A 24,489-nucleotide genomic window follows, 5' to 3' on the forward strand; every position below is an offset into this window, starting at 1 on the left:
TTCACAAGGTTCCAAAGCATTAAAAAAAAGGCTTTATATACTATCAAAATTCTGCTTTCATATATGAAATTTTATAAATTGATAGAAAGCTTTCATATTGGGAATTTAAACATACGAAATCGTATGATCATGCCAGCGATGCATTTAGGTGCTTCTGATGATGGTTTTGTTACTGATAAAATAACTGAATTTTACCGTCGTAGAGCTGAGGGAGGAATAGGAATGATCATTGTTGGTGGAATTTCAGTCTCTAAACGAGGAGCTAGTGCACCTTTTATGCTTTCATTGGCCGATGATAAATATATTCCTGGTTTACGAACTCTAGTTGATAAAGTACATCATGAAGGTGCAAAAATTTGTGCTCAACTTTATCATGCAGGAGCATATGCATACAGCAGAATTATTGGTGAAAAAGCAGTATCTAGTTCAGCTGTCTATTCCAAATTTACACATGAAATTCCACGGGAACTTACTACCTCTGAAGTTGAAGAAGAAATTGAAATAATAACTAAAGCAGGTAAACGAGCAGTAGATGCTGGTTTTGATTGTGTTGAAATTTTAAGTTCAGCGGGTTATTTAATTGATCAATTCTTATCTCCATTGAAAAATAAACGAACCGATAGATATGGTGGTTCTACCCTAGAACAACGGCTAACATTTCCATTAGAATTAATTCAAAAGATGAAAAAAAGCTATGGAAATAAAATTATAATCGGTTGTCGTTTATCTGGAGATGATTTTGTTCCTGGAAGTAATACTTATAAAGAGAAAAAGAAAATTGCTCAAGCATATATGCGAGCTGGAATTGAATATCTTAATGTTACTGGAGGATGGCATGAAACAAGAGTACCACAATTACCAATGGATACTCCTCCTGCAGCTTTTGCATACCTTGCAAAAGAAATTCGAAAAGTTGTTGAAATACCTGTTTTTGTTAGTAATCGTATTAATGAACCGATGATAGCAGAACAATTATTACAAGATTTCTATGCTGATGCTGTTTGTTTCGGTCGTCCTTTAGTTGCTGATCCAGATCTTCCAAGAAAAATTCAAACAAATTCTTTAAACAAAATTCGATATTGTATTGGTTGTAATCAAGGATGTTTTGATGGTATTTTCCAATTAAAATCGCTGCAATGTACAATAAACCCACTAGCTATGAATGAATTGAAAATGCAAGAGATTAAACCTGCAACCCGATCACAAAAAGTGTGTATTATAGGTGCAGGTCCAGCAGGTTTAGAAGCTGCTCGAGTATTGGCTAAAAATGGTCATCAAGTAACAATTTTCGAAAAATCTTCCCGAATTGGAGGTCAAATCAATGTGGCACATGTTCCTCCTGGTCGCGAAGAAATTCGGCGAATTATTGATTATTATCAAAATCAAATTAAAGATTTGCAGATTGATCTTAAATTAAACACAAAAATCGAAATGAAAGAAATATTGAATGAAAAACCAGATTATATTCTTATAGCTACAGGAGTAAATTTCAAAATACCGCCAATTCCTGGATTTAACGGAAATCAAAATTGTAACGTATGTTTTGCTGATGAAGCGTTAAATGGTGATATTCTAATTGGTAAAAATATCGTAATAATTGGAGGTGCAGCAACAGGTGTGGAAACTGCACTTTGGGCTGCAAAAAAAGGTGCAATGTCTCCTAATATTGCTCGATTCTTAAGTTTTTATGGTGCTTTAGAATCATCAGAAGCCATGCAACGTACATTTCGTGGAGATCGACAGGTAACAATCATTGAATATCTTCCTAAAATTGGAAAAAGTATAGGAAAATCAACAAAATGGGTCTTTTTAGATGAAATCAAAAAATTAGGAATTAATGTAATAACTAATGCGGATATTATTGAATTAAAAAATAATACTGTGTTCTATAAAATACGTTCAGCTCCAGAATCTGATAAAGATAGAATTTTAAGCATAGGTAATGTTGATAATTTTATTTTGGCGACAGGTGTCATTCCAAATCGCTCTTTTGGAGAAGAATTAAAAGAATTTATAAATAACCAGAATGATTCTTCAAAACCAAAAGTAAAATATATTGGAGATGCCAAAAAAGTTGGCACAATTTTAGATGCAGTTCATTCTGGATTTAGGATTGCTTTTAAACTCGGCAAAGTCCGATAATTTTTTTTTTTAATTTAAATTTTCAAGGAATTTTCGAATAATAGTAAAAATAATAGCAATCTTTTTTTTATTTTTAATATTCTTTTAAATTGTGTGATTTTTCATTGTGAGCCATATAAATTCGATTAGTCCACGCATTTCTAAACAAACAGACAATTTTTTAGCTATAAATAATGGAATTTTAAAATTGCCGAAGGATGCAGAAAAATATATTTTTGAGGTCGTTTCTACTGTTTCTCATTATCTTGGTAAAGATTCAATAAAATCTATTGTATTATTTGGTTCTCTTTCTTATGGAACAATTACTAATAATTCAGATGTAGATTTATTGTTAGTTGTTTCAAATAAAGTATCATTTAGGAAGATCAAAAAAATTCATCATATTTTACAAACCATAGAAATTAAACATGATTATCTTTCATATCCAAAAAATTTAATTGAGAGAATTCTTCGAGTTGTAGAGCGAAAAACTGGAATGTTTTGTTCTCATTTCATATGTAGGGAAGCTGATTGGCAGAACGATAAATTTGCAAGAATTCTTTCTGTAAATCGAACTGTTTCAAGGTTATTAGCTCCTGATAAAATTGTCCTTGATTCGTTAAAACAAGGTGCAACTGTTTTATACGGACAATTGGATTTATCAATGGATGAAACACCATATTCATATCTACAAATTCTAAAATCTCTTTTTATGACACTTTTTTTGGCTTATGGGGCGATATTAATTATTCCGTTTGATCGGAAATTTAATAAATATATTTTAGAAGCATATAAATGGGCTCTTCGCGCTTCTTTTTTTTATTTATTTCAGAAAACAGCCAAATTGACCGAAATCTGTGATTATTTTACTTCTCACGGTTTTTCAAAACACTATATGAGTTTGTTTAACTTTTATCGTAAGCAAACGTATTCAGGATTTCATGTTCGATTTTGCTTACGCGTTCCTTTTGAAATTATGAAGCTTCATATTATGGCTTTAAAACTACAAAAAAGACTGGAGAATAATAATGACACAACAAAAAAGTGACACTATAGATAAGAAAAATAATGCTACGTTATATTCAAATGGAAATAAGGAATCTGATTTAATCGCTCAAAAATTTCCGATACTGGATATTAGAGATAAGAAATTAACTGAATTTCTTTATCATAATTCGATCTTCAAAAAAAACCGTTGGATTTGGCAGATTATATCATATTTTGGAGATCCAAGATTGTGGCTTCTTGTTTTTATTTTTTTTGGAGTTTATGGATGGTATTTTAAGGATTTAACATATTTGGCAATCTTCATTACAGGATTCTTTCAATCTTTTGTGATTTATTATGTAATAAAATTCGTGATTAAAAGACATCGTCCATTTAAGCAAAATGAGACAATCATTCGCTTGGATAGAACCGGATATGGTTACAGTTTTCCATCTGGCCATTGTCATCATTCTACCATATTATATGGACTAATTGCTTTAATTTGGTTACCTTTTTGGACTTTTCCTTTTATCATTATTTTAAATTTATTAATTGCATTTTCTCGAATAATGCTGGGTTGTCATTTTGTGTTTGATACAATAGTGGGTATTATTGAAGCATATATTGAATTAATAATCTTCTGGTGGGGTACAAAAATAATCTATTTAAAAATAGTTTATATCATCCAAAGCTTTATATTTTAAAATCTTATCAGATTCTCAAGATTTTTTTACTCATTCATATATTTTTCCTTTTTTTTCCTGTAAATTTAATAAATTTATCTAATTTTGAGAAATTACATTTAAATTTTGTGTTTTTTCATTTTCAAGATTAGTTTTATCAATTACTCTATCAGCAAATGTTTATAGGTTTACTTAACTTGATTTTTCTTTAATTATTTACAACAAAATAATGTGATTCGTATAATCAAAAGTTCAATGATAAGTGGTTTTCATATGAATTCTAAGAACTCTCGTTATATTTCGGGTGTAATTGTGATATTTTTACTTTCTTTATCGACTTGGAATGTAAATATCGCAATTTCTTCTAATTCTGAATCATCTCAGAGTTCTCCTTTGCTTTTTTTTAAGGAGGACACATTTTCAGATGAAACAGGATTTTCGCCTACAAATGATATCCAAGTTCCCAATTTTAATCCTGCAAGTTCTGCAAATTATGATCCTGGATTAAAATATGAATGGTGGAGCACTGATTGGACATATCGTTTTCCAATAGAAGTAAATTCGTCCTTCTATAATCGAACAGACTATTCTATTAATTTATATCTTAATTTCACTTCGATCTTAAGCGATTTAAGCTTATCATCGGAAGAATTTGATGAAAATTCCATCAGAGTGGTTCAATATGATGCATCAGGTTCTATGATTATTGCTAACTCAAGTTATTCTGATTCAAAGCAATATCTCTTAAAATCCTTATTTATTCCCACAGAAAATGTTTTTAATGCTTTGAATAATGCAACTGGTCGTCTATGGATTGAAATTCCTGGAAAGATGGAGGCAAATACAAATGTCACCTTAATGGTGTATTTTGATATCATATCAAATGGTCCAAAGGATTCTCTCGAGTCCGCTTTAACGTGGAAAACTAATTACAATTGGTATTCCGACCCAGTAAGTGATGGAAATTATCATTTAGCCTATGGAAGTTATCGAAAAAGCGCAGATATTGGATATGGTGAATTAACTATTTGGGATGAAGATCTCTCTTTAACCATGGGAGAACCACGCCAATATGATTATTTACAGAATCTTTTTGATATGGCACCTGGTGATTTTGATGGTGATGGTAATGTGGAACTAGTAATGAATGATATAAATGATGATTTTAAATTTATTGATTATAATAGCCAAACAGGGCAGTGGCAATCTATTTGGAATACACGATACTATTTTGAGGGATTAAATACCACTTACGGAAGTACTCATTATGATATTTATGCATGGGATATGGACCATGATGGAAAAGCTGAAATCGTTGCTCCTGATTATAATTATGATGCAAATAGCAAATATTCTATCGTTATATATGGATTATATCCAAATAAAACAATGTATATCGAAAATCGCTTAATTCTTCCATATCGAATGATGCATGCATCTTTAGTGGATCTTAACAATGATGGTTGGATGGATATTATAGTAGGTAATTATGCAGGAAATTATGGATTTGGATATTTTCTATATAATACTTCTACTGGTTCTTATGATTGGTATGGTGATTCAAGTAACTCTACTGATCAACGTATTCCTGGCTATGTTTATTCAATAATTGCTGAAGATATTGACTTTGATGGAAAAATTGAGGTTTTACTAAGTGGAAATTATTATGGCTATATCCATTTATGGGAATGGAATGGAACTGCTTTAGAATGGAAAGCTAATTTCATAACAAACACACCAAATGGTATGGTTTCTGATGTTGCTGACTGGGATAATGATGGCAAAATGGAAATATTAATGGGTAATAATGAAAATACCAATTCAACATCCATCCGAGTATATGAAGTAGATGGAGATAACTCAGTCAATTTAGGTCAGATGGAATGGTATAATGAAGACGTATTGTTTTCAAGAATAACATTTCCACGATTTGGTGATCCTGATAATGATGGTAATCTTGAAATTGTTGCTAATTGTTTTAGTGGACCTGATACAAGTACCTACTATGATGGACGTATGGTTGTTTGGGAACAATCTGATATGACAAATCCAGAATGGCAAAGTCCTGAAGAAGGATATTATATCGGTAATTATTATGTATATTCTAGTCAAATGACAAATATTTTTGGTGCATATGATTCTCGTATAGTTGCAGCTGCGCCTGTAATTTCAACTTATTCTTCAGAAATAAAACCACCGGATCTTACAATACAAGTCTATGATGTTGATAAATATCCAATTTCCAATTTGGGTGTTATATTAGATAATAAGAACGGTCCTGGAGATTATTCTGAGATTTTAAGTACTTCATCTGATGGGACTGCACAATTTACAGATCTTGATTTTGCAACATATAACTTAAATGTTTCAATCCAAAATCAATTTGGAAATCATTCTGTCTTTTCAGGAACAGTTACCATAAATAATACTAGAGAATCATTCCTTATCGATTCAGATTTATGGCAGATTCACTTCAAAGTCCATGATGTAGATAACAACCCTGTGAGTCTCGGAAATCTTACTCTTTACGAAGGAAATTGGGGTGATACTTCAAATCTTGCTGAATATACTTTGGATGGTTCTGGTGAGGCATCTGCTATTTGGTTAAATCGAAATCCTGGAAATCTATATAAGTTTTCTGTTGATTATCAAAATACTAATTACAACCCATCAATTACACCTGTTCTTAATAGTTCCTTAGATCAACAAGATCTAACTGAATCAGCATATGATCTAAATGCAAGTGTTCCAACTGATTTAACTGGTGGAGATTATGAATATCAATGGTTTATTTATGCAAATGGAACTACTGGTACTTCCATTAATCAAATCGGTGAGCAATCAATAAATTGGTTGAATATTTCTCTCTCAAATATTAGTTCATATATTTCTAGAGTTGATATTTATGGTTTAGATAATCAAGGTGGATTTAATTTATTAAAAACATACACTGAAGATTTTACTGGAAATAATGTTAAAGATTGGTCAGAAGAATATTATCTCTGGAATTATGTTAAACCAATATATGGATTAAATATAAAGATTCGTACGCATAATGATTCAAATATTGTTCAATATGGTCAAATCTATATGGAACTACAAGAAACATATGTAAAGAATGTAGAAATCCCTATTGCTCAGCAAAAAATTACTGTAGTTGATCCTGATGGAACTAATATTGAAGGTGCAATGGTAGAAATTATTCAAAATGGAATTTCACTAGTCAATTTAACAAGTGATGAACTTGGTATTGCTCAAGATTCGTTTGGATTTAATTTTTGGTATAAATTAAAAGATGGATCATCTTCACAAGGAAACTATACCGCATATATTTATTATGGAGGGAGTAAAAAACCATTTAAAAATGTAAGTGATAGTGGAAATTTTGTAGATTTCTATAATTTTACTTTAGCTGGATATAATGAAGTAACATTTAACGTATCTATCTATCCTGATGATTATCAAACATATCTTACAAATATTACCGCTATTCCAACCAACTTTGATTTTTCAAGTACGCTATCATTTGATGTAAATGTATCTGTTTCTTACAAATCAAATCCAGCTACATTATTTAACGCTGATACAGTAGGTGTTCGTTTAGAAAATGTAGAATCATTGCAAGAAGTATATTACAATGCAAGTGTCACTCGAATAAGTACTGGAGTTTATCGTATTAAGATCAATCCTGAAAATGATGGAATTTCAGTGGATGAAGCTAGCAATGTTTATCAATTGAGTGTTTGGGCATCAACTACAGGATATGGTGGAGATCCAACCCCTCTTGTAAAAACAATAACAATTAATCCGATCGCTACAACTGCAGCAGTCTATACTGAATCATCTCTGATTGGATCTACTCTTGAAGTATATTATGGAACTCAAGTTTCTGTCACTTTAATTTATCAGGCAAATTCTGCAGATGTCGGCAGTGCCACTGCAACCATTGATTGGGATTATGATTCAAATCAAGCAATGAATGAAGTAAGTAATGGTGGATACACAAACTATACTTTCACAATTAACACATCAAAGGTAGCAAGTTTGGGACAATATCAAATAAATTTTGATGTTAGTCATCTGAATTATAGTTCTCAGACGCTTTCATTTGATTTGATTATTAAAGAGATTAATACTTCCATTAATAGTGCAGATTACATTGATCCTATAGAGCTTTATTGGGAAGAGAACTTTACATTTACAATAAATTATACCGATGTTGTAAATAATCTTGCTGTAAGTGGGGCTGATGTCTATTATTATATTTTCGGAGATCCAACATTTACACCTCATCCATTAACTGAAACTGCAACTCCTGGAATTTACAGTATTACGCTAAATAGCACTGATTTTGGACAAGCAGGTGAATATAATTTCCAAATTTTAGCTGAAAAGGAATTTTACAAAACAAGTCAAGTATGGATAACTGTTGATATATCAATTGTTCCTACGGAATTTACAACTCCAGTGTCTAATATTGCTATAACATGGGGTGAAAGTTTCACAATCTCAACAACATTCATGGACGTTAGAGGTACTGCTGTTGCTATTACTGATGGGAATGTTTCTGTTGATTTTACTGGACCAAATGGTTATGAAAATCATACTCAATTATCCCACACAGGTAATGGAGATTATAATATCACATATAATGCAGAAAATCATACTTTTCCTGAAGCAGGAACCTATACTTTTGTGATTACAGCTACTAAAAATCAATATGAAACTCAAGTACTTACAATATCTGTTGATATTGCAATTGTACAGACAAGTTTAACACCTGATGCGACAACTATTGATATATATTGGGGAGAACTTTTCACTTTGGGAGTAACATATGAAGATGTTTCAGATTCACAAAACCCAATACCAATTTCGACAGATGCATCCGTTTCTTATAGTGTTTCTGGAATGGATAGCCTTGTAGGTACATTAGATTTCCAAAGTAGTGGATATTATTCAAAAGATTTCAGCTCAACGATGTTTGGAACTACAGGGTCTTATACAATCCAAATTGAAGCAAGTAAATCAGAATATGAAACACAGCGAATTTCAATTATTGTAAATGTAAATCAAATCACCACTAGATTGACAACTGTAAACACCTTAATTTCAGTTGCTTGGGAAAATGATTATACATTAAATTGTACATTTGAAGATACTCATGGAGCAAGTACTGTTCCAATAACTGATGGAACAATTACCTACACTGTAATTGGTCCTAATGGATATACAAGTTCTGGATTTTTAACCCATTCAAGTGATGGAATTTACTTAAAATCCTTTAATCCATCTGAAGATTTACCAGAGAAAGGAACTTATGTATATAACATTATTGCTCAAAAAAACCATTATGTAACACGTAATTTAACCATTACAGTAGAAGTTGCAACAATACCTACTTCCTTAACTGCTGCAGATGAATCAATAGTAGTTCAATTAGGTAATTCATTTACTCTCGCTTTACTTTACCAAAATAATGAAACAGGAACTCCTGTACCAATAACATCTGATGCAACTGTCTCATATGAAGTTTCAGGACCAAATGGATTTTCTGATACTGGAGTAATTTCTCATATTGGAAGTGGTTGGTATAATATTACCTTAAATGCTGACGATTTTGGCCAGGGTACTTTTACATTTTTAGTCACTGCAACAAAGAACCAATATGAAACGAAACAATTAAGCATAATTGTTGATATTGGCTTAATTCCAACTCAACTAAATGCTTCAAATGAAGAAATCACACTTTATTGGACTCAAAATATCACACTTCAAGTTCAATATATGAATATTACAAATTTGAATAACCCTGTTGCTATAAACGATGCTTCTGTCACATATACACTTACAGATGATTCTAGCTTTACTGGGAACTTAACCGGTCAAGGATCTGGTATTTACTTAATTGAATTTTCAAGCACACTTTTAGAGCAAACCGGAACTTATACATTTATAATTTCTGCATCAAAATCAACCTATGGTGCTCGTGAAGTTCTAATTACAGTAAATGTTTTAACAGTAACAACTAACATGACGAGTGATTATTCTGTTGATTATTCTTTGACTTGGAATGAAAATTTCACTATTAGTATTTTATATGAAGATCTGGTGAATGACATTCCAATCACAGATGCATTAATTACATATTCTGTTGGACAGATTGCAGATTTTACAGGAGAATTACTTCATACTGGTAGTGGTCATTATGAAATAACTTTCAATTCTACTCAATTCCTTGGAGTTGGAACATATACAATTCATATCCAAGCAGCAAAATCGCAATATGCAACTCAAACAATAAGTATTTATGTAGATATCAATCGAATTGAAACAACTATTAATAATTCAATCTTTCTACAAGATACTTTGAAGATAAATGTAACTACAGAACATCTTTTCATGATTACTTATGAAGATGCAATGGGAAATGGAATTGAAAATGCTGATTTAGCTTATTATGAATGGGAAGTTGGTGGTGTAACTCAAATTGGCCAGCTTCAAGAGTTAGGGAATGGGATCTATCTTCTAGATTTCGATACTGCAAATAGATCAATTGGCACTTACCTTTTGATAATTCATATGGGTAAAGCAAACTATCTAGAGCGAGCTGGTTCAATTACAATACAAATTGAACCAAAACCAGTAAAATTGACAGTTCCAACGGAATTACAAGATAATGTGGTATCTCAACCACAAGGAGAAGATATAATCATTCAATTAACTTTGACTGATCCCGTGAATAGTAATCAACCATTGACAAATGCTACTGTTACTATGAATTATCGAGGAAAAACATATACATTTGAAGAGAAACAAGCTGGAGTGTATGAATATATTATTAAAACTGATACGGATGAATATAATGCATTGGTTTCTGCCATTACTGATTCTGCCACGATTTACATTCAGAAAGCCAACTATTCAATTAATCCATATACAATAACAATTTCAATAACACCTCCAGAATATGTAATTGCAGGTACTCATATCCCGAAGATTTTCGTTTATATTGGTGGAAGTGTAGCTCTAATTGCAATTGCTATTGTTGGAAGTACAAAATATATTCGATATCTCAGAATTCCTGAAACAATTAAGAAGATCGATCAGACAATGAAGGAAATTAGTAAAAATGCAACGATCAGTGATGACCCAATTATGCGTAGTTATCATGAACTTCTTGCTGATAAATATGGAAATGCTTGGAAATTCCTTGATCTAGATTTAGAAGATATTTTAGACCTAAAAGGTCCAAAAGCTCTCAAAATAGGTTCTAAAATTGGTCATGACGACCAAAAACAAGGAGGAGGTTTATAAATGCCAAGTGGAATGGTTATAATGCATTGGGATGAACGAACTGGTGTTGAAATCGTTGCAACATATCCCGAAGGAATCAATTTAGAAGAAAAAACCATGATGCAGCTATATTCGCAACATGAGTTTACCGGAGAAGCAGGTATGGTTTCACTCACAGCAGGGCCAATAAACCTTGCTTCTTATTATACAGGTCCAGAATCTTCTATTTATGTGATTCTTCTTCTGTTAACGAGTGAAGATCCCGACTCATTTGAAGAAGGGATGATCGAAATATCTCGGCAGATTTTATCAAATATTGGGACTCCAAATTTAGAACAAATCTTGCCGACTTATTTCCAACGATTATCTGTTTACCCAACTTTAACCCAAGAACAACGTTATGCATCTATCATAAATAACGAGATAAAGCGTTTGATAATTAATCGATTACACCAAGAAGTAGCTATCCCAAAATCCGAGCTTGCAGTTTGGTTACGAGATGTCTATCGAGATGGTCTGGTCGATTCTGAAAATATTATTGCATCGCTTGTAAAAAATGGTATGGTTAAAGTCGTTTCTGTAAAGGGTATTTCATCAGATTTAGTGTTTCTGATTGAAGATCTTGCTATATTTCGACTCCCACCAATTCAATTGTTGAAAGATCCTGTGGATAGACATCTTCCAGAAACTCTGGTTGATATGTATAGAACTGAAGTAAGGCATTTCTTTACAAATTATATCCCAAGTGAAGCAGATAATCTTAAGATTATTGAAGAGATTATTTTAAATCCTCCTGCTTATGAAGTTTTAAAATTGATACGTGAAGCGATTGTTACTCGTAATGATTTGGAAAAACTCCGTAAAAAGGGAGTAGATGATGTGGATCAAGTCTTGAAAATCATGTGGGAAAATAAAATGATTGCAGTTTTTCAAGATACAAATGGTAATGAATATTATTGTCTTACCTGTGATTTTAAACTTGAGCCAATTTATCCAGAATATCTGATAGATACTATTCGAAAACAATATCGTGAAAAATCACAAAATGAGCAAGTTCTCTTAATGGCTTTAGATACCTTGAAGGACCAATATTATATTTTCAAGAAAACTTACGAAACCGCTAAGAAAGAATCAGCAAGTGAAGATATTTCTGCAACTGATTAAATGTAAAGCCATGTATTTTTTTTTATTAATTAGAACTTTTTTTTTGTTTTTTTTGAATAAACAATGTAAATAATTGAGAAATTCATAAAAAAGCGAATTATCTATGATAATCTGGAAAAATATATTTAAATAGAACAAAAATTTAACTAGGTACAAATATCGGAGTATTACAATGAGCAAACGACAAGAATTATACATTCTAGATCGCGGTGGTCAGATTCTATTTTATTTCTGCACAACAAAAGCAGAAAATAAGGAAGATCAATCAATGTTATTAACTGCCAGTTACCTTACAGGCGTCTTACAATTCGCACGTATGGCTAGTGGTGATTTTATTTCAACATTTGAGCTTGGTAAACTACGGATAATGTTACGAATTGGAAAAAAAATGCCACTTTATTATGTATTTATTGTAGGTAAGGAAACAAAATTAAAAGAAAAAAAAATTGATCAAATTCTAACTGCTATTATAGATGCCTTTGAAAAATTCATAACTCCAGAAACAATGAAAAATTGGAGTGGAAATATCTATGAATTTGAAGAATTTACTCCAATTGTAAAGAAAATCCTAAAAGTAAAATAAATAAATAAATATTTTTTTATCTTCTTTCCCAAACAATTTCAATTTTACTTGAATATTCAATATATACATGAATTTTATAAATAAAGCCCCATTTTATCTGTTTTATTGTAATTGTGTGAGTACATGATGGAACTGAGAATTTTTCTTTAGCAAAGAAATAGAGATCACCTGCATGCTTTCCTGGTAATTCCAAATTGATTGTCATTGCACCACTTTTTTCATTTATTTCTAGTCTTTTAATTTCTAATACTCCTTGGCAAATGTGAACGGTAGATGAAATAAATAAAGGAAAGGCTTCAACTTGAATAAGTGGAATTATTGCTAAGTATTTGCAACCATGTGCAGGAATTGGTTGCAATAAAATATTTTCATCTATTTTATAAATTCCTAATATTTCTTCATTCCAATAATCAAAAACAACAAATTTCTGTCCTTGTTTATATAAATTACAGTATCTAAATATAATTAGTTGATTTAACTTGTATGTTTTTGCTGATTTTTGATTTTTCCAGTTGATGACACAAATTAAATGCCTTTCTGAAGCATCAATATCACATATCCTAATAGTTTTAGCATAAAGAGAAGGATTTTGAGAAGAAAATATATCTAATGGGATTGACTCCGGTATTAAGTCTTGATCTTGATTAACTAATTTAATACTTTCATGATAAGGCAATTTTTTGAATTTATGTGAATAAGGTGGTAATAATCGGTTAAGGAGATCCAGACGTTCTCGACTTACAAGTTTTTCATCATCAGAAATCAATATTTGTCCTCCACTTAAACCAAAAATGGTCAACTCTAACTGAATTTCGGCTTCTGTTAGATGGGATCGATTTTCTCTGACAATTACACAATCAGGATCATTTATCCACCAAGTATTATGCATATAAGAACGTTGAATTGTTGATTTTAAGGCAGCTTTTAAAGATGTTACCGAAATTTTTGCTAGTTTATAGAACAAAAATTCGTTTTTAAACCAACTTGCTGCCGTATCAGGGCCTATACGCATGATATCAACCATCCCTACTGCAGGACCAAGAGGACAACCACATCCTAATATCTTCTTTGAATTACCGAATCCATTTCGAATTGATTGTAAACCTCTTCTGAGAATTTGAGCGCGTGAATATTTTTGATCATGATAAATAAAATCAATTACTTCTGAAGCATATAAAAAATCGATTTTTAGGAAATCAAAACCCCATTCGTTAGATATAGTTCTGGCTTGATTAGATAAATATTCCAATACTTCAGTTCGACTTAGATCAATGGCATATTGGTTTGCACCCCAATTGAAAGCAGTCGATACAGGCATATTTTTCTTATTTTTTAGTATCCATTCCTTGTGCATTTGAAAGAATTCTGAATTTTTAGTCATAAAGAAGGGTGCAATCCAAAGTCCTGCTTGAAACGATGTTTGATGAATTTTCTCTACTAACCATTTTAAACCATGAGGAAATTTTGAATTAAACTGGGAATTTTGCGTTCCCCAATCTCCAATAGCTCTTTGATAGCCATCATCTAACTGGATTAAATCAATTGGATAATCGATATGATTCTTAAAGAACTCCAAATTTGAAATAACATCTGTTTCTTTAACTTTAGTGTAATAATAGTACCAGCTACACCACCCAGTTAAGATTTTATCTGCATTTGGTTTTTTTGCTATTAAACCTCCAATTCTACAGGTTTCTGTTAAGATTTCATAAGCTTCAGGAGTTATATTTAAAGTGACCATTAAGATTTCCGATTTACGCAAACCTTCATTCAAATCTTGAAGGATAATTGAATCGCATTGTGAATAAGCGCATAACCATTCTATTTTTCCTTCAGATTTGAGACGATTCATTACAATTCGAGAGAATTGGTCTTTAAGAGTAATAAAGCTAAGAATTAAGTTCGATTGGCTTGCTATATCAGAAATTACTGTATGCCATTCACTCTGGTATCTACCCTTAAGTAATTTTTCTTGATTTTCCATGTTAATGCGTGCCAATTTAACAGGTGATGATACCCATTTATCATAATAGGTAAGTAAATAATTATTCGACCAAGACTGCCATCCGTTTGAAAAGAAAGTGATATTCTCTGGATTTTGAATCTTATTTTCTTGTATCAAATGTAATGTTCCGTTATTTTCACAATATAATGGTGCATAAGCATATAATCCATAAGATGCCAACTTAGTTGGAATTAAATCAATTAATATCTGAATACTTAAAAAAAAAGGATTAGAATGAAATTTCAGACCATTTTTTCGAGATGTATAAAATTGAAAGCGCCATCGGCATGGAAGCTCCAGTGTTAAATCTTCCAATGATTTAAAATAACATTTTAATTGAATTTGCTTACCAGTTCCTATTTCGTTATTAAAATCTATAATTTCAGTGGTAGCTAAGGATTTATTAATGATAGATGGAAATAATTTGAATAAATTTCGATCTTTCTGCAAAAAAATTGCCCCAGTACAGCCTTTTAAAGATATAGTGTCATTTTGAAGAGAAAAATAAATTATATCATTATGAAGATGAAAATTTATGGTATGATCACCTAAATTTAGCATTAAAGATTGAGCTGATTTTTCAAGATGAATGGTTGGCATTATATATTGATAATTTGGTGATTTTTCCATAAAAGAATTTGTAAAATCTTATCTATCCAAAAATTGTTACATGTTATCAATGATTTTATATTGTTAAGATTTATTTTTTTCTCATATCTCAATATACTTCAAAAAGAATCAAAAAACTTCAAAAAATTTTCTAAAATTTTCTAAAATTTTCTAAAAGAATCATAAATGATAATATTGCTTTCTCCGATCTTTAAAAAGATCGTTATATTCGTTCATCTCTTTATTCTTTGCTTCAGAAGGATCTATATCAACAATATCGACTTTATTTTCACTTTTTTCTGCTGAAGTGAGTACATTTCCACTTGGATCAGTAATTTGGGAACTTCCTGAAAATGAAAAGTTATCTTCTCCACGATGTTCTTCACCGAATCTATTCGCTGTAATAGTAAAAACGCGATTTTCTAAGCTTCTGGTGATCATAGCGCGTTGACAATATGGAAGAACTAAATTCGCAGGATGAGCTATAATATCCGCACCTTGTAATGAAAGTGATCTGCAAGATTCAGGAAATATCCAATCAAAACATATCATCACTCCCAGATTCCAGTTCTGAAATTTCCATACTTGAAATCCCTTAATACCTGGCTCAAACCAAAGTTTTTCTTTGTAAAACAGATGAACTTTTTCATATATGCCAATTAATTGCTTCTCATTTACCACTAAGGCTGCATTAAAGATGTTATCACCTTTCTTTTCAATAAATCCTCCTACTAAAATAGCTCCAGTAGACGATGAAAGATCTTGTAAGAAAGTGGTTGTCTCTTCACCTGGTTCTTCTGACATTTGTTCTGCTTCGATTTTTGACCTAAATGCATATCCAGTACCAAATAATTCTGGAAGTACTAATAAATCAGCGTTTATTCCTTTAGTTATTTTTTCTATTTGATGAAAATTTTCTTCTTTTTCTCCAAAAACAGGATTAAATTGAATGTATCCAATTTTCACTTAACTGCCACCCTTTAAAATTTAATTAACGGAAATATTTGAAGAGAGAAACTCAAAAAATGCATTAAGATCTACATTTCCCCCACTTAAAATTACTCCAATTTTTTTATCTTTGATTTCGATTTCTCCAGTTTTTAATGCAGCCAAGGGAACAGCGCTTGATGGTTCCACAACTAATTTCATTCTTTCCCATAGAAAACGCATTGCACTAATGATTTCACTCTCAGATACACAAATTATACCATTTACATTATTTTTGATGATCTGAAATGTCCGTTGGCATAAATTAGTTCGAAGTCCATCTGCAATCGTTTTTGGATTTCTATTGTTCTGAATTTTACCTGAAATTAATGAACGATATGCATCATCGGCATTTAAAGGTTCTCCGGCATATATTTTGCATTTTTGATTGAATCCTTTGGCAGCAATGCAAGTTCCGCTGAGTAATCCTCCTCCACCGACTGGAGTAATTATTATATCAAGATCATTAATATCTAACAGTAATTCATAAGCAGCCGTCCCTGCTCCAGCAATTATTTCATCATTATCATAAGGATGAATTAATGTTTGACCTTCATTTTCTATTATTCTTTGGCATGTTTCTTGTCGTGATTGGACAGTATTCTCACATAAAACAACTCGGGCTCCATATGTATTTTGAGTTGCATTTATCTTCACTTTGGGAGAATTTTTAGGCATAACAATTGTGGCTGAAATATTTAAAAGTGAAGCAGCCAGAGCCACAGCCTGAGCATGATTCCCTGATGAATGTGTAATGACTCCTAACTTTTTCTGTTCAGGAGAAAGTTGACTGATCGCATTAAAAGCACCTCGAAATTTAAAAGCCCCAATCCTTTGATAATTCTCACATTTGAAGTAAATTTCTGCACCTAATTCTTTATTTAGCATTCTAGAAGTCATTACAGGAGTATGATTAATTTCTGATTTAATTCGTTGATAGGCTTGCTGAATTTTTTGATATGTAATCATTTTTTTCAACCAAAATTTGAATAAGATATTTTATATTGAATGCAAAGAGTCTAAATTGTATAATTTATCGACACCAATTGTATTAGAATATAATAATAAATATTTTCTACAACTTTTCATTCTTACCAATAATGAATCCTTCATCAAAAAATCAATCACAACGAATTGATCTTGATACTACTTCTCTGGACAATACGCTTGGACTTCAACCGACTTCCATCCATTTAAAAGATGTATTTGCCGATGCTTGGAAATTATTTATAAAAACTGCACTTCCAACATTGGGTTTATTAGTTACAATAAGTTTTTTTACTGCATTATTTAGATTAATTTATATTCCAGCTGATTGGTATATTCACAGTATTAATCCAGAATATAATGCAATTATTGAAAAAATATCCAATTCAAGTGCTGATTTAACTCCAGAAGAAAATTCTTTGAAAACATATTATCAGATTTTTACTTCTCTGACGTATTTAGGAAGATGGTCAATTCCTTTCTTTTCAATCTTATTCTTAACGTTAATCACGACAGGAAAAATCTATTTTATACAAACAAACGAAATAGATGGTTCAAAATCATGGAAATCATCCTTTATTGCTCCATTTCGATCCAAAGAGCAAGCATTAATAACAATTCTTTATCTCATATTTTTTCCGATAATTATTACATTTGGTACAATCTTGATGATTTTTCCAGGAGTATATTTCTTTATTAGAGGAATTTTCATAATTCATGCAATAATTGTTGATGAACACGGAGGAAGACAAGCAATTCGTGGAGGCAAATTTTATCTACAAGGTAATGTTAAAACCATGTTAATTCTGTTTTTTATAGGTGTTTTTATTCCCTTTTTAATGGGAACTTTAATTTCAGACCCAATCATTGGATTATTAGGATATTCTGATGAAAAATATTATCAATTTATAGATCCTTCAACTCGAAATATCTGGATGGTTTTATTTTATTACTTTTGCATGCATTTACTGGAGAACATCTGGTTTTTACCTTTCCCTGTCTTAATTGGAAGTGCTTTTTTCCATATTCGAAAACAAAAATTAAAAATTTATCAAAATGATGATAAATTCTATATAAAAAATCCATCTCTGTCAAAAGTTCATAACATTAAGGTAGATCCTTCAAAAGATTTTTATTATTGTCCAGTTTGTAAAAGAAAATTACCATTATCCGCTAGAAAATGTACAAAATGCGGTGCTATTATTCAACTAGAACTAAAATAGAATGGAATAAAAAATCAAAGTTATTTATTTCAACATATTATTTTTTTTCTTTTTCCCCAAAATTCTTATTAAGTTCATTTTTATTATCATGATATCTGTTATTTTATCGAAAGTATTATTTCAGATTGAACAAAACGGATAAGAAGGAGTGTGATCAAGATCAGTGTAAATAGTATAAAAAGGAATTTCAGTAGAAAAATTGTAAAATTTTTTCAGATCTTGATACTAATTACCTTTTTATTGATTGGAGCCACTACAGTGAATTTAATTCCCGCAATTTACAGTATAGTTATAGATTACTTTTCTCTACCTTCTTTAACATACATTATGTTTGAAGAAGCAATATTTATATTAATAGGGGCATTAATCTCACTAATTTGGGGTTATCTCATAGATAAAATTCATCGAAAACGCATCCTGCAAGGCTCTCTTCTATTTTTTATACTTGGATTAATTTTTTGCACAATTGCTAAAACATTTCCACTATTTTTAACTGGTAGAATTATTACAGCTATCGGATATGGTGCATTCATTCCTATTATTTATTCTCTTTTAGCAGATTATATTTCAGCAAAATACTGGTCAACAATATTCGGAATTCTGGCTTTTGTTAATGCTTTAGGGAATGTATCAGGAAATTTTCTTTCTGGTTTTATAACTCCAATAAATGTGTGGAATTTGCATTGGAAATTTTCTTTTGTTATTTTATCTATAATAACAGTAATTCTTTTTGTTTTAATGCTTTTTTTCGAATTTCCCGAACGCGGCGCAAGTTCAGTGGAATTATTTGATAAAAATTTAGGAGAACAACTACGCGAAGGAAATTTAGCTTATCCATTCAGAATTTCGCGAAAAGATTTTAAAATTATTTGGAAACGGAAGACTAACCGAAATATTGTGATTTTATCTTTCTTTGCAGTTATCCCTGGGGCAATTATGAGTTCATTTTTGGTTTTTTATCTCACTTCTTTCCCTTTTGCATCGTTTCCTGATATTATTCGCATTCAAATATCTCAAATATTTGCAGCTGCTGCTGGAGCAGGCTATTTTATTGGAACTCTTGTATTAGGGCCTATTTTTGATCTAATTCACCGCAAATCTCCTCGACTAAGGGCACATTTTACATATTTGGGGATTATTCTTGCCATACCTCTATTTATTCTGGCGTTTTTAGTAATAAATCCTATAGAATATTCGAATTTGGGCATAAATCCTACTTTACTGAATAATACAATTAACCCTATTCTGTATTTTAAGTTGATAACCTCTATCTTTTTCTTTTACCCTGCATATTCCTTTTATTTCTTAGCACTTTTCTTTGGAAGCTTTTTTATGGCTAGTATAACGATTAATCGCACTCCGACTTTACTTGAGGTAAATCTACCAGAACACATGGGCACTTCACAAGCTATGCTTCACTTTTCTGATCAATTCGGTAAGGGATTCACCTATATGTTCATTGCATTTCAATATTACATTTATGAATTCTTATTTCATGTAGTAAATGGAAAACTACTTTTGATTTTAAGTATTTTCTGGTACTTTATTCCTTTATGGTTTTGGCGAAATATTTCTAAAGAAATTGAAGTAGATAGCAAAGACATAATGGAAATTATTGCTTTTAGGTCAAAGGATGAAAAATTTGTTTCAAAAATTAAAAATAATAACAAGTGATTAAAAATAATCACAGGCAATTAAAAATAATCACAAGCAATTAAAAATAATCACAAGCAATTAAAAATAATTACAAATAATAACAAATAATTAAAGAACTAAGCAAATGAGGGAAATACCAGAGAGGCACGAATAATGAAATGAAAAAAAAAAAAAATTTTGAACAGCAATTAAAGAAAGATAACAATCTCGTAAATCTTAAGAAAAATGATGTATATATTGCTTCTAATTCCCTTTCCATTATACTTCGGGCTCTTTCTATGATTTTTCACTCTAATTCTAAGATGTCTCAATCTAGTTCTAGGATATCTCCTAATTTTTCCTTGAATATTAATTCAAATTGGATTTATCATTATAAAATTGAAATATTAAGATATCAGAATCAACTTCAATACATCGTGCAAAAAACTTTTCGGGGTGTCAAAACAAAAAAGGAGATTCCATCTTTATTAAAAAACGGTATATTTTTGTATATTGCATATCGAATTCGTTATGAACATGCTAGTTTTGAAGATCTTTGGGAAGAACTTTATTCACTATTAGCAAAATATCTCATTAAAAAGCAATTTTCTTATTTTTATCGGAGAATTATAAGTTTTAATTGGGATATTGCTTTAAAAGGAAAATCTTTAATTGAACAGCAAAGTCTCCTGTTTGCCATGCCATCTTTCTTTTTAAATCAAATGAGTAAAATAATGGATTATCATTTGTTAAAAGGACAAATTAAGGCGATTTCAACCATTAATGAGAAAGGATTATTCGGAGTATTTGTTAAATCAAATAATCATGAAAAATTTGAAAGAATCTGTAAAAAAAACCAAATTATTTTTAGACAACATTCCAAATTTCCTTCACTTTTTATTATTGAAAACAAATTTAAACCGATTTTAAATTCACAACCTGATTTTGATAAAATAAGCGGATTTATTCAAGAAATTCCTTCAATTCTTTCTATATATGCAGGATTTAATGCAATAGGTACTGTTAATGCAAAATATTCCCGTCCTTTAATGATTTTGGATTATTGTGCGGCTCCAGGGAGTAAAACACGTATTATTTCTTCATTTGGAAGTGATAATGATAAGATTTTTGCCCAAGATATTCATACTCGGCGTGTTCGTTTAATTTCATCCCTAAATTCTAAAGAAAATATACATATTATTCAATCGGATGGAATAAATCCATGTTTTAGAAGAATAAATACTTTTGATTTGATTTTTTTGGATGCTCCTTGTACTGGTAGCGGAACATTCCATTCAAATCCTGGTATTAAATGGCGACAGTCTCCCAATTTTCTCCAAAAACATGTTATATTGCAAAAAATGCTGCTTTATAATGCTTTAAAATTATTAAAACCTGGTGGAATTTTGGTATACTCCACATGTAGCATGTATCTTGAAGAAAATGAATTACAATTTATTGATTTTATTTATAACTTAGAACCACTAATTCCAGTCTCTCTTCCTTCTTGGTATCCTTCTTCCTACTCCATTGAACAAATAGCACTTAAGAAATCCAATATATCTGATATTTTATCTCTTCAAAAAGCCATGAGTCGATTTTCCCCCCTATATAATCATACAGCTGGATTTTTTATCGCTACCTTTGCTAAGAAAAAAAATCGTTAAACTTATTCGCACTAATCCGGACTCTTCTAATTCCCAATAACAACCAAATTTTAAAGAGTAGATTTATATTTTATCAATAGTAACTTACATTAGTAAAGATCCATAACTGGTTCTTTATACAATTCAAATATAATATTTAAATATTGGAGTGAAATACCAGACTTGCCAAAAGATTTAGTCGGAATATGCCCAAAATGCTCGCTCCCTATCGAGTTATGTGTTTGTGAGTCATTGGCTCAAGAAGATCAGAAAATTACTATTACGATTGACAAAAGAAAATGGGGAAAATTAACAAGTGTCGTAAACTTCAACAATTTTCAAGGAGCCAACCTTAAAAAGATAGCAAAAAAAGCGAAAAGTTTTTGTGCGAGTGGAGGCACTGTAAAAGGGAATTCTATTGAAATCCAAGGTGATCATCGCAAGAAATTGAAACAATTTTTATTGAAGCTTGGATATGCTGAAGAGAATATAGAAATTATTTAAAATTTTTTAGGTTATAATTATTTTTTCGTTGAAAGTCTCTATTTTTTCTCTACTTTTATTCACAATATTTAATTTGGGATCATAAAATAAAAAAAGCGATATTAATATAAATGATGATATTTGATTTTTTCACTCATTGTGTTTGCCTATTTTTTGGGCTCATGTCTATCTTGAATATAGTTGAATTCAACTGCTTTGGGAAAATCATAGGCATAATTCACCCCATTATCCCAAATTAGAGAAATTGACTTCCTTTTGAATTGGAGAGCAGAAATTTTAAATAGAAGGTTAAATGAACACACTTAGGAGATAATATTTAGAAGTGTGAACGAGATCTTTTTGGTATTGGGGTCTTGTGAGAACTCGCTACCCCACTCTCACTGCTCGTTCATAGATTTCCTCCCTTCATTTGTGAACGTATTTTACGTTTAAGCGAATAAAGCGGAGTCATTTTTATTCATTGCCATTAACTTAATCTAAAATTAAAAATAGATTAGAATCTGCAATATATTAAAAATAATAAAAATTGCATAAAAATTGCTTAAAAATTTAGAAAAGCATAATGAAAATTGAGGAATTACTATGGAACGAAAAAAAGTTGTTATTATTGGTGCTCTTGGATTTGACTTTCACTGTTTTAACACAGTCTTCCGAGATAATGAAGAATATGATGTGCGTGCCTTTACTATGGCTGGAGAACAAAATGTGGGTACCTTAGAAGGTGTTGAGCGTAAATATCCTGCTGAATTGGCTGGAAAATTATATCCCAATGGAATTCCAATGATTCCTGAAACAAATTTGGTTGATTTCGTTAAAGAAAATCAAATTGATGAAGTTGTTTTTGCATATAGTGATGTTGCTCATGAAGATGTTATGCATAAAGGTGCTCGAGCATTAGCCGCTGGAGCGAATTATCGTTTAATCAGCCCCCGCTTTACTCAAATTAAATCCAAAAAACCAGTTGTTGCAATTACCGCTGTGCGAACTGGGTGTGGTAAATCTCAAGTTTCTCGAGCTACTTATCGATATTTAAAAGAAAAGGGATATAAAGTCGTAGCTGTGCGTGAACCTATGCCATATGGTGACCTTGTTGAACAAACTTGCATGCGATTTGCTACATATGAAGATTTGGATAAATATAAATGCACAATTGAAGAACGTGAAGAATATGAACCATATATTGAACAAGGATTGGTTATTTATTCTGGTGTTGATTACGGTAAAATTTTAGAAGAAGCTGAAAAAGAAGCGGATATTATTGTCTTTGATGGTGGAAATAATGAAATCTCATTTTATGTTCCAGATTTAATGTTCACAGTTGTAGATCCTTTACGACCAGGACATGAACTGAAATTTTATCCTGGAGAAGTTAATGCTCGAATTTGTGAAGCATTTGTTTTAAACAAATTAAATTCTGCTAAACCAGAAGATGTTAAAATTGTTGAAGATAATTTGAAAATATTAAATCCAAATGCACCTGTTATCCGAAGTAATTCTGTTGTAACAGTTCAAGAAGGAAAAGCAGATTTGATTAAAAACAAGAAAGTAGTTGTTGTTGAAGATGGTCCAACTTTAACACATGGACATATGGCAATTGGTGCAGGATATATTGCAGCCAAACAAAATAATTGTGAAATTGTTGATCCAAAGCCTTATTTACATGGATCACAGAAGAAAATCTTTGAAGAATTTAAGCAATTACAAGAAATTGTACCTGCAATGGGATATGATGAAAATCAAATCAAGGATTTAGAAGCCACAATTAATGCCATTCCCGCTGATGTTGTAATTGATGGAAGTCCTATTGATTTGAGCAGATTGATTAAATGTAATAAGCCAATTGTTAGAATTGACTATGATATTGAATGCATTGGCACTCCTTCAATTGAATCAATGCTCGATGAATTCATCGAAAAGTATGTAAAAAAATAAATGCATAAAAAGAAATTGTAAAAAAATACTAAATGGTTATTGAAAACTAATGAAAATTGATGAATTACTGAGTTGTGTAATTCATCTATTTCCTTTTTTTGATTTTTCCAGTCAAATTATAGATCAA

At 30.9% G+C, this 24,489-nt stretch carries 14 protein-coding genes; 11 read left to right on the forward strand and 3 right to left on the reverse strand.

Going from position 1 to position 24,489, the window contains the following annotated elements; translation table 11 throughout:
* Positions 1–63: 63 nt before the first annotated feature.
* The 6 genes from ACXLDF_RS09030 to ACXLDF_RS09055 all read left to right on the forward strand — a co-directional run bounded on the left by ACXLDF_RS09030 (position 64) and on the right by ACXLDF_RS09055 (position 12,834).
* A complete protein-coding gene (locus ACXLDF_RS09030; protein ID WP_457558189.1) occupies positions 64–2,142 on the forward strand; it encodes an oxidoreductase in 2,079 nt (692 codons plus the stop codon).
* 106 nt (positions 2,143–2,248) lie between these two features.
* Positions 2,249–3,169: a nucleotidyltransferase domain-containing protein gene (locus ACXLDF_RS09035; protein WP_457558190.1), complete on the forward strand. Its 921-nt coding sequence runs from the start codon at positions 2,249–2,251 to the stop codon at positions 3,167–3,169.
* Positions 3,150–3,812 carry a phosphatase PAP2 family protein gene (locus tag ACXLDF_RS09040; RefSeq protein WP_457558191.1) on the forward strand — a complete coding sequence of 221 codons (663 nt, stop codon included), beginning with the start codon at positions 3,150–3,152 and terminating at the stop codon, positions 3,810–3,812. The genes ACXLDF_RS09035 and ACXLDF_RS09040 overlap by 20 nt, the downstream gene beginning before the upstream one ends.
* Before the next feature lie 252 nt (positions 3,813–4,064).
* Positions 4,065–11,108, forward strand: coding sequence for an FG-GAP-like repeat-containing protein (locus ACXLDF_RS09045; protein WP_457558192.1), 7,044 nt, complete (start codon positions 4,065–4,067; stop codon positions 11,106–11,108).
* Positions 11,109–12,251, forward strand: a complete 1,143-nt coding sequence (locus ACXLDF_RS09050) for a hypothetical protein (RefSeq protein ID WP_457558193.1) — start codon at positions 11,109–11,111, stop codon at positions 12,249–12,251.
* A 172-nt stretch (positions 12,252–12,423) separates the two neighbouring features.
* A complete protein-coding gene (locus ACXLDF_RS09055) occupies positions 12,424–12,834 on the forward strand; it encodes a hypothetical protein (protein ID WP_457558194.1) in 411 nt (136 codons plus the stop codon).
* A gap of 16 nt (positions 12,835–12,850) precedes the next feature.
* Here the strand turns inward: ACXLDF_RS09055 and ACXLDF_RS09060 are convergent, their stop codons facing one another.
* The 3 genes from ACXLDF_RS09060 to ACXLDF_RS09070 all read right to left on the reverse strand — a co-directional run bounded on the left by ACXLDF_RS09060 (position 12,851) and on the right by ACXLDF_RS09070 (position 17,404).
* Positions 12,851–15,469 (reverse strand): glycoside hydrolase family 36 protein, encoded by a 2,619-nt coding sequence (locus ACXLDF_RS09060; RefSeq protein ID WP_457558195.1) that lies wholly within the window; start codon positions 15,467–15,469, stop codon positions 12,851–12,853.
* Between the two features lie 159 nt (positions 15,470–15,628).
* Positions 15,629–16,414 (reverse strand): nitrilase-related carbon-nitrogen hydrolase, encoded by a 786-nt coding sequence (locus tag ACXLDF_RS09065; protein ID WP_457558196.1) that lies wholly within the window; start codon positions 16,412–16,414, stop codon positions 15,629–15,631.
* A 21-nt stretch (positions 16,415–16,435) separates the two neighbouring features.
* Positions 16,436–17,404: a threonine ammonia-lyase gene (locus tag ACXLDF_RS09070; RefSeq protein ID WP_457558197.1), complete on the reverse strand. Its 969-nt coding sequence runs from the start codon at positions 17,402–17,404 to the stop codon at positions 16,436–16,438.
* A 131-nt stretch (positions 17,405–17,535) separates the two neighbouring features.
* Between ACXLDF_RS09070 and ACXLDF_RS09075 the strand changes: the two genes are divergently transcribed.
* The 5 genes from ACXLDF_RS09075 (at position 17,536) to ACXLDF_RS09095 (ending at position 24,362) form a co-directional block, all read left to right on the forward strand.
* A complete protein-coding gene (locus tag ACXLDF_RS09075; RefSeq protein WP_457558198.1) occupies positions 17,536–18,645 on the forward strand; it encodes a hypothetical protein in 1,110 nt (369 codons plus the stop codon).
* Between the two features lie 150 nt (positions 18,646–18,795).
* The gene (locus tag ACXLDF_RS09080; protein ID WP_457558199.1) at positions 18,796–20,319 is read left to right on the forward strand and encodes an MFS transporter; all 1,524 of its coding nucleotides are present in this window, start codon (positions 18,796–18,798) and stop codon (positions 20,317–20,319) included.
* A 140-nt stretch (positions 20,320–20,459) separates the two neighbouring features.
* Positions 20,460–21,947 carry an RsmB/NOP family class I SAM-dependent RNA methyltransferase gene (locus ACXLDF_RS09085; protein ID WP_457558200.1) on the forward strand — a complete coding sequence of 496 codons (1,488 nt, stop codon included), beginning with the start codon at positions 20,460–20,462 and terminating at the stop codon, positions 21,945–21,947.
* 162 nt (positions 21,948–22,109) lie between these two features.
* Entirely contained in the window at positions 22,110–22,430 is a 321-nt protein-coding gene (yciH, locus tag ACXLDF_RS09090) for a stress response translation initiation inhibitor YciH (protein ID WP_457558201.1), read from the forward strand.
* 582 nt (positions 22,431–23,012) lie between these two features.
* The gene (locus ACXLDF_RS09095) at positions 23,013–24,362 is read left to right on the forward strand and encodes a cyclic 2,3-diphosphoglycerate synthase (protein ID WP_457558202.1); all 1,350 of its coding nucleotides are present in this window, start codon (positions 23,013–23,015) and stop codon (positions 24,360–24,362) included.
* The last annotated feature ends 127 nt before the right edge of the window (positions 24,363–24,489 follow it).

The sequence above is a fragment of the Candidatus Harpocratesius sp. genome, from assembly GCF_054039255.1.

Coding starts and splice junctions, on each gene's coding strand:
- ACXLDF_RS09075 (WP_457558198.1), top strand. CDS start 17,536: ATGAATCCTTCATCAAAAAATCAATCACAACGAATTGATCTTGATACT.
- ACXLDF_RS09040 (WP_457558191.1), top strand. CDS start 3,150: ATGACACAACAAAAAAGTGACACTATAGATAAGAAAAATAATGCTACG.
- ACXLDF_RS09085 (WP_457558200.1), top strand. CDS start 20,460: ATGAAAAAAAAAAAAAATTTTGAACAGCAATTAAAGAAAGATAACAAT.
- ACXLDF_RS09050 (WP_457558193.1), top strand. CDS start 11,109: ATGCCAAGTGGAATGGTTATAATGCATTGGGATGAACGAACTGGTGTT.
- ACXLDF_RS09055 (WP_457558194.1), top strand. CDS start 12,424: ATGAGCAAACGACAAGAATTATACATTCTAGATCGCGGTGGTCAGATT.
- ACXLDF_RS09060 (WP_457558195.1), bottom strand. CDS start 15,469: ATGGAAAAATCACCAAATTATCAATATATAATGCCAACCATTCATCTT.
- ACXLDF_RS09045 (WP_457558192.1), top strand. CDS start 4,065: ATGAATTCTAAGAACTCTCGTTATATTTCGGGTGTAATTGTGATATTT.
- ACXLDF_RS09030 (WP_457558189.1), top strand. CDS start 64: ATGAAATTTTATAAATTGATAGAAAGCTTTCATATTGGGAATTTAAAC.
- ACXLDF_RS09070 (WP_457558197.1), bottom strand. CDS start 17,404: ATGATTACATATCAAAAAATTCAGCAAGCCTATCAACGAATTAAATCA.
- ACXLDF_RS09095 (WP_457558202.1), top strand. CDS start 23,013: ATGGAACGAAAAAAAGTTGTTATTATTGGTGCTCTTGGATTTGACTTT.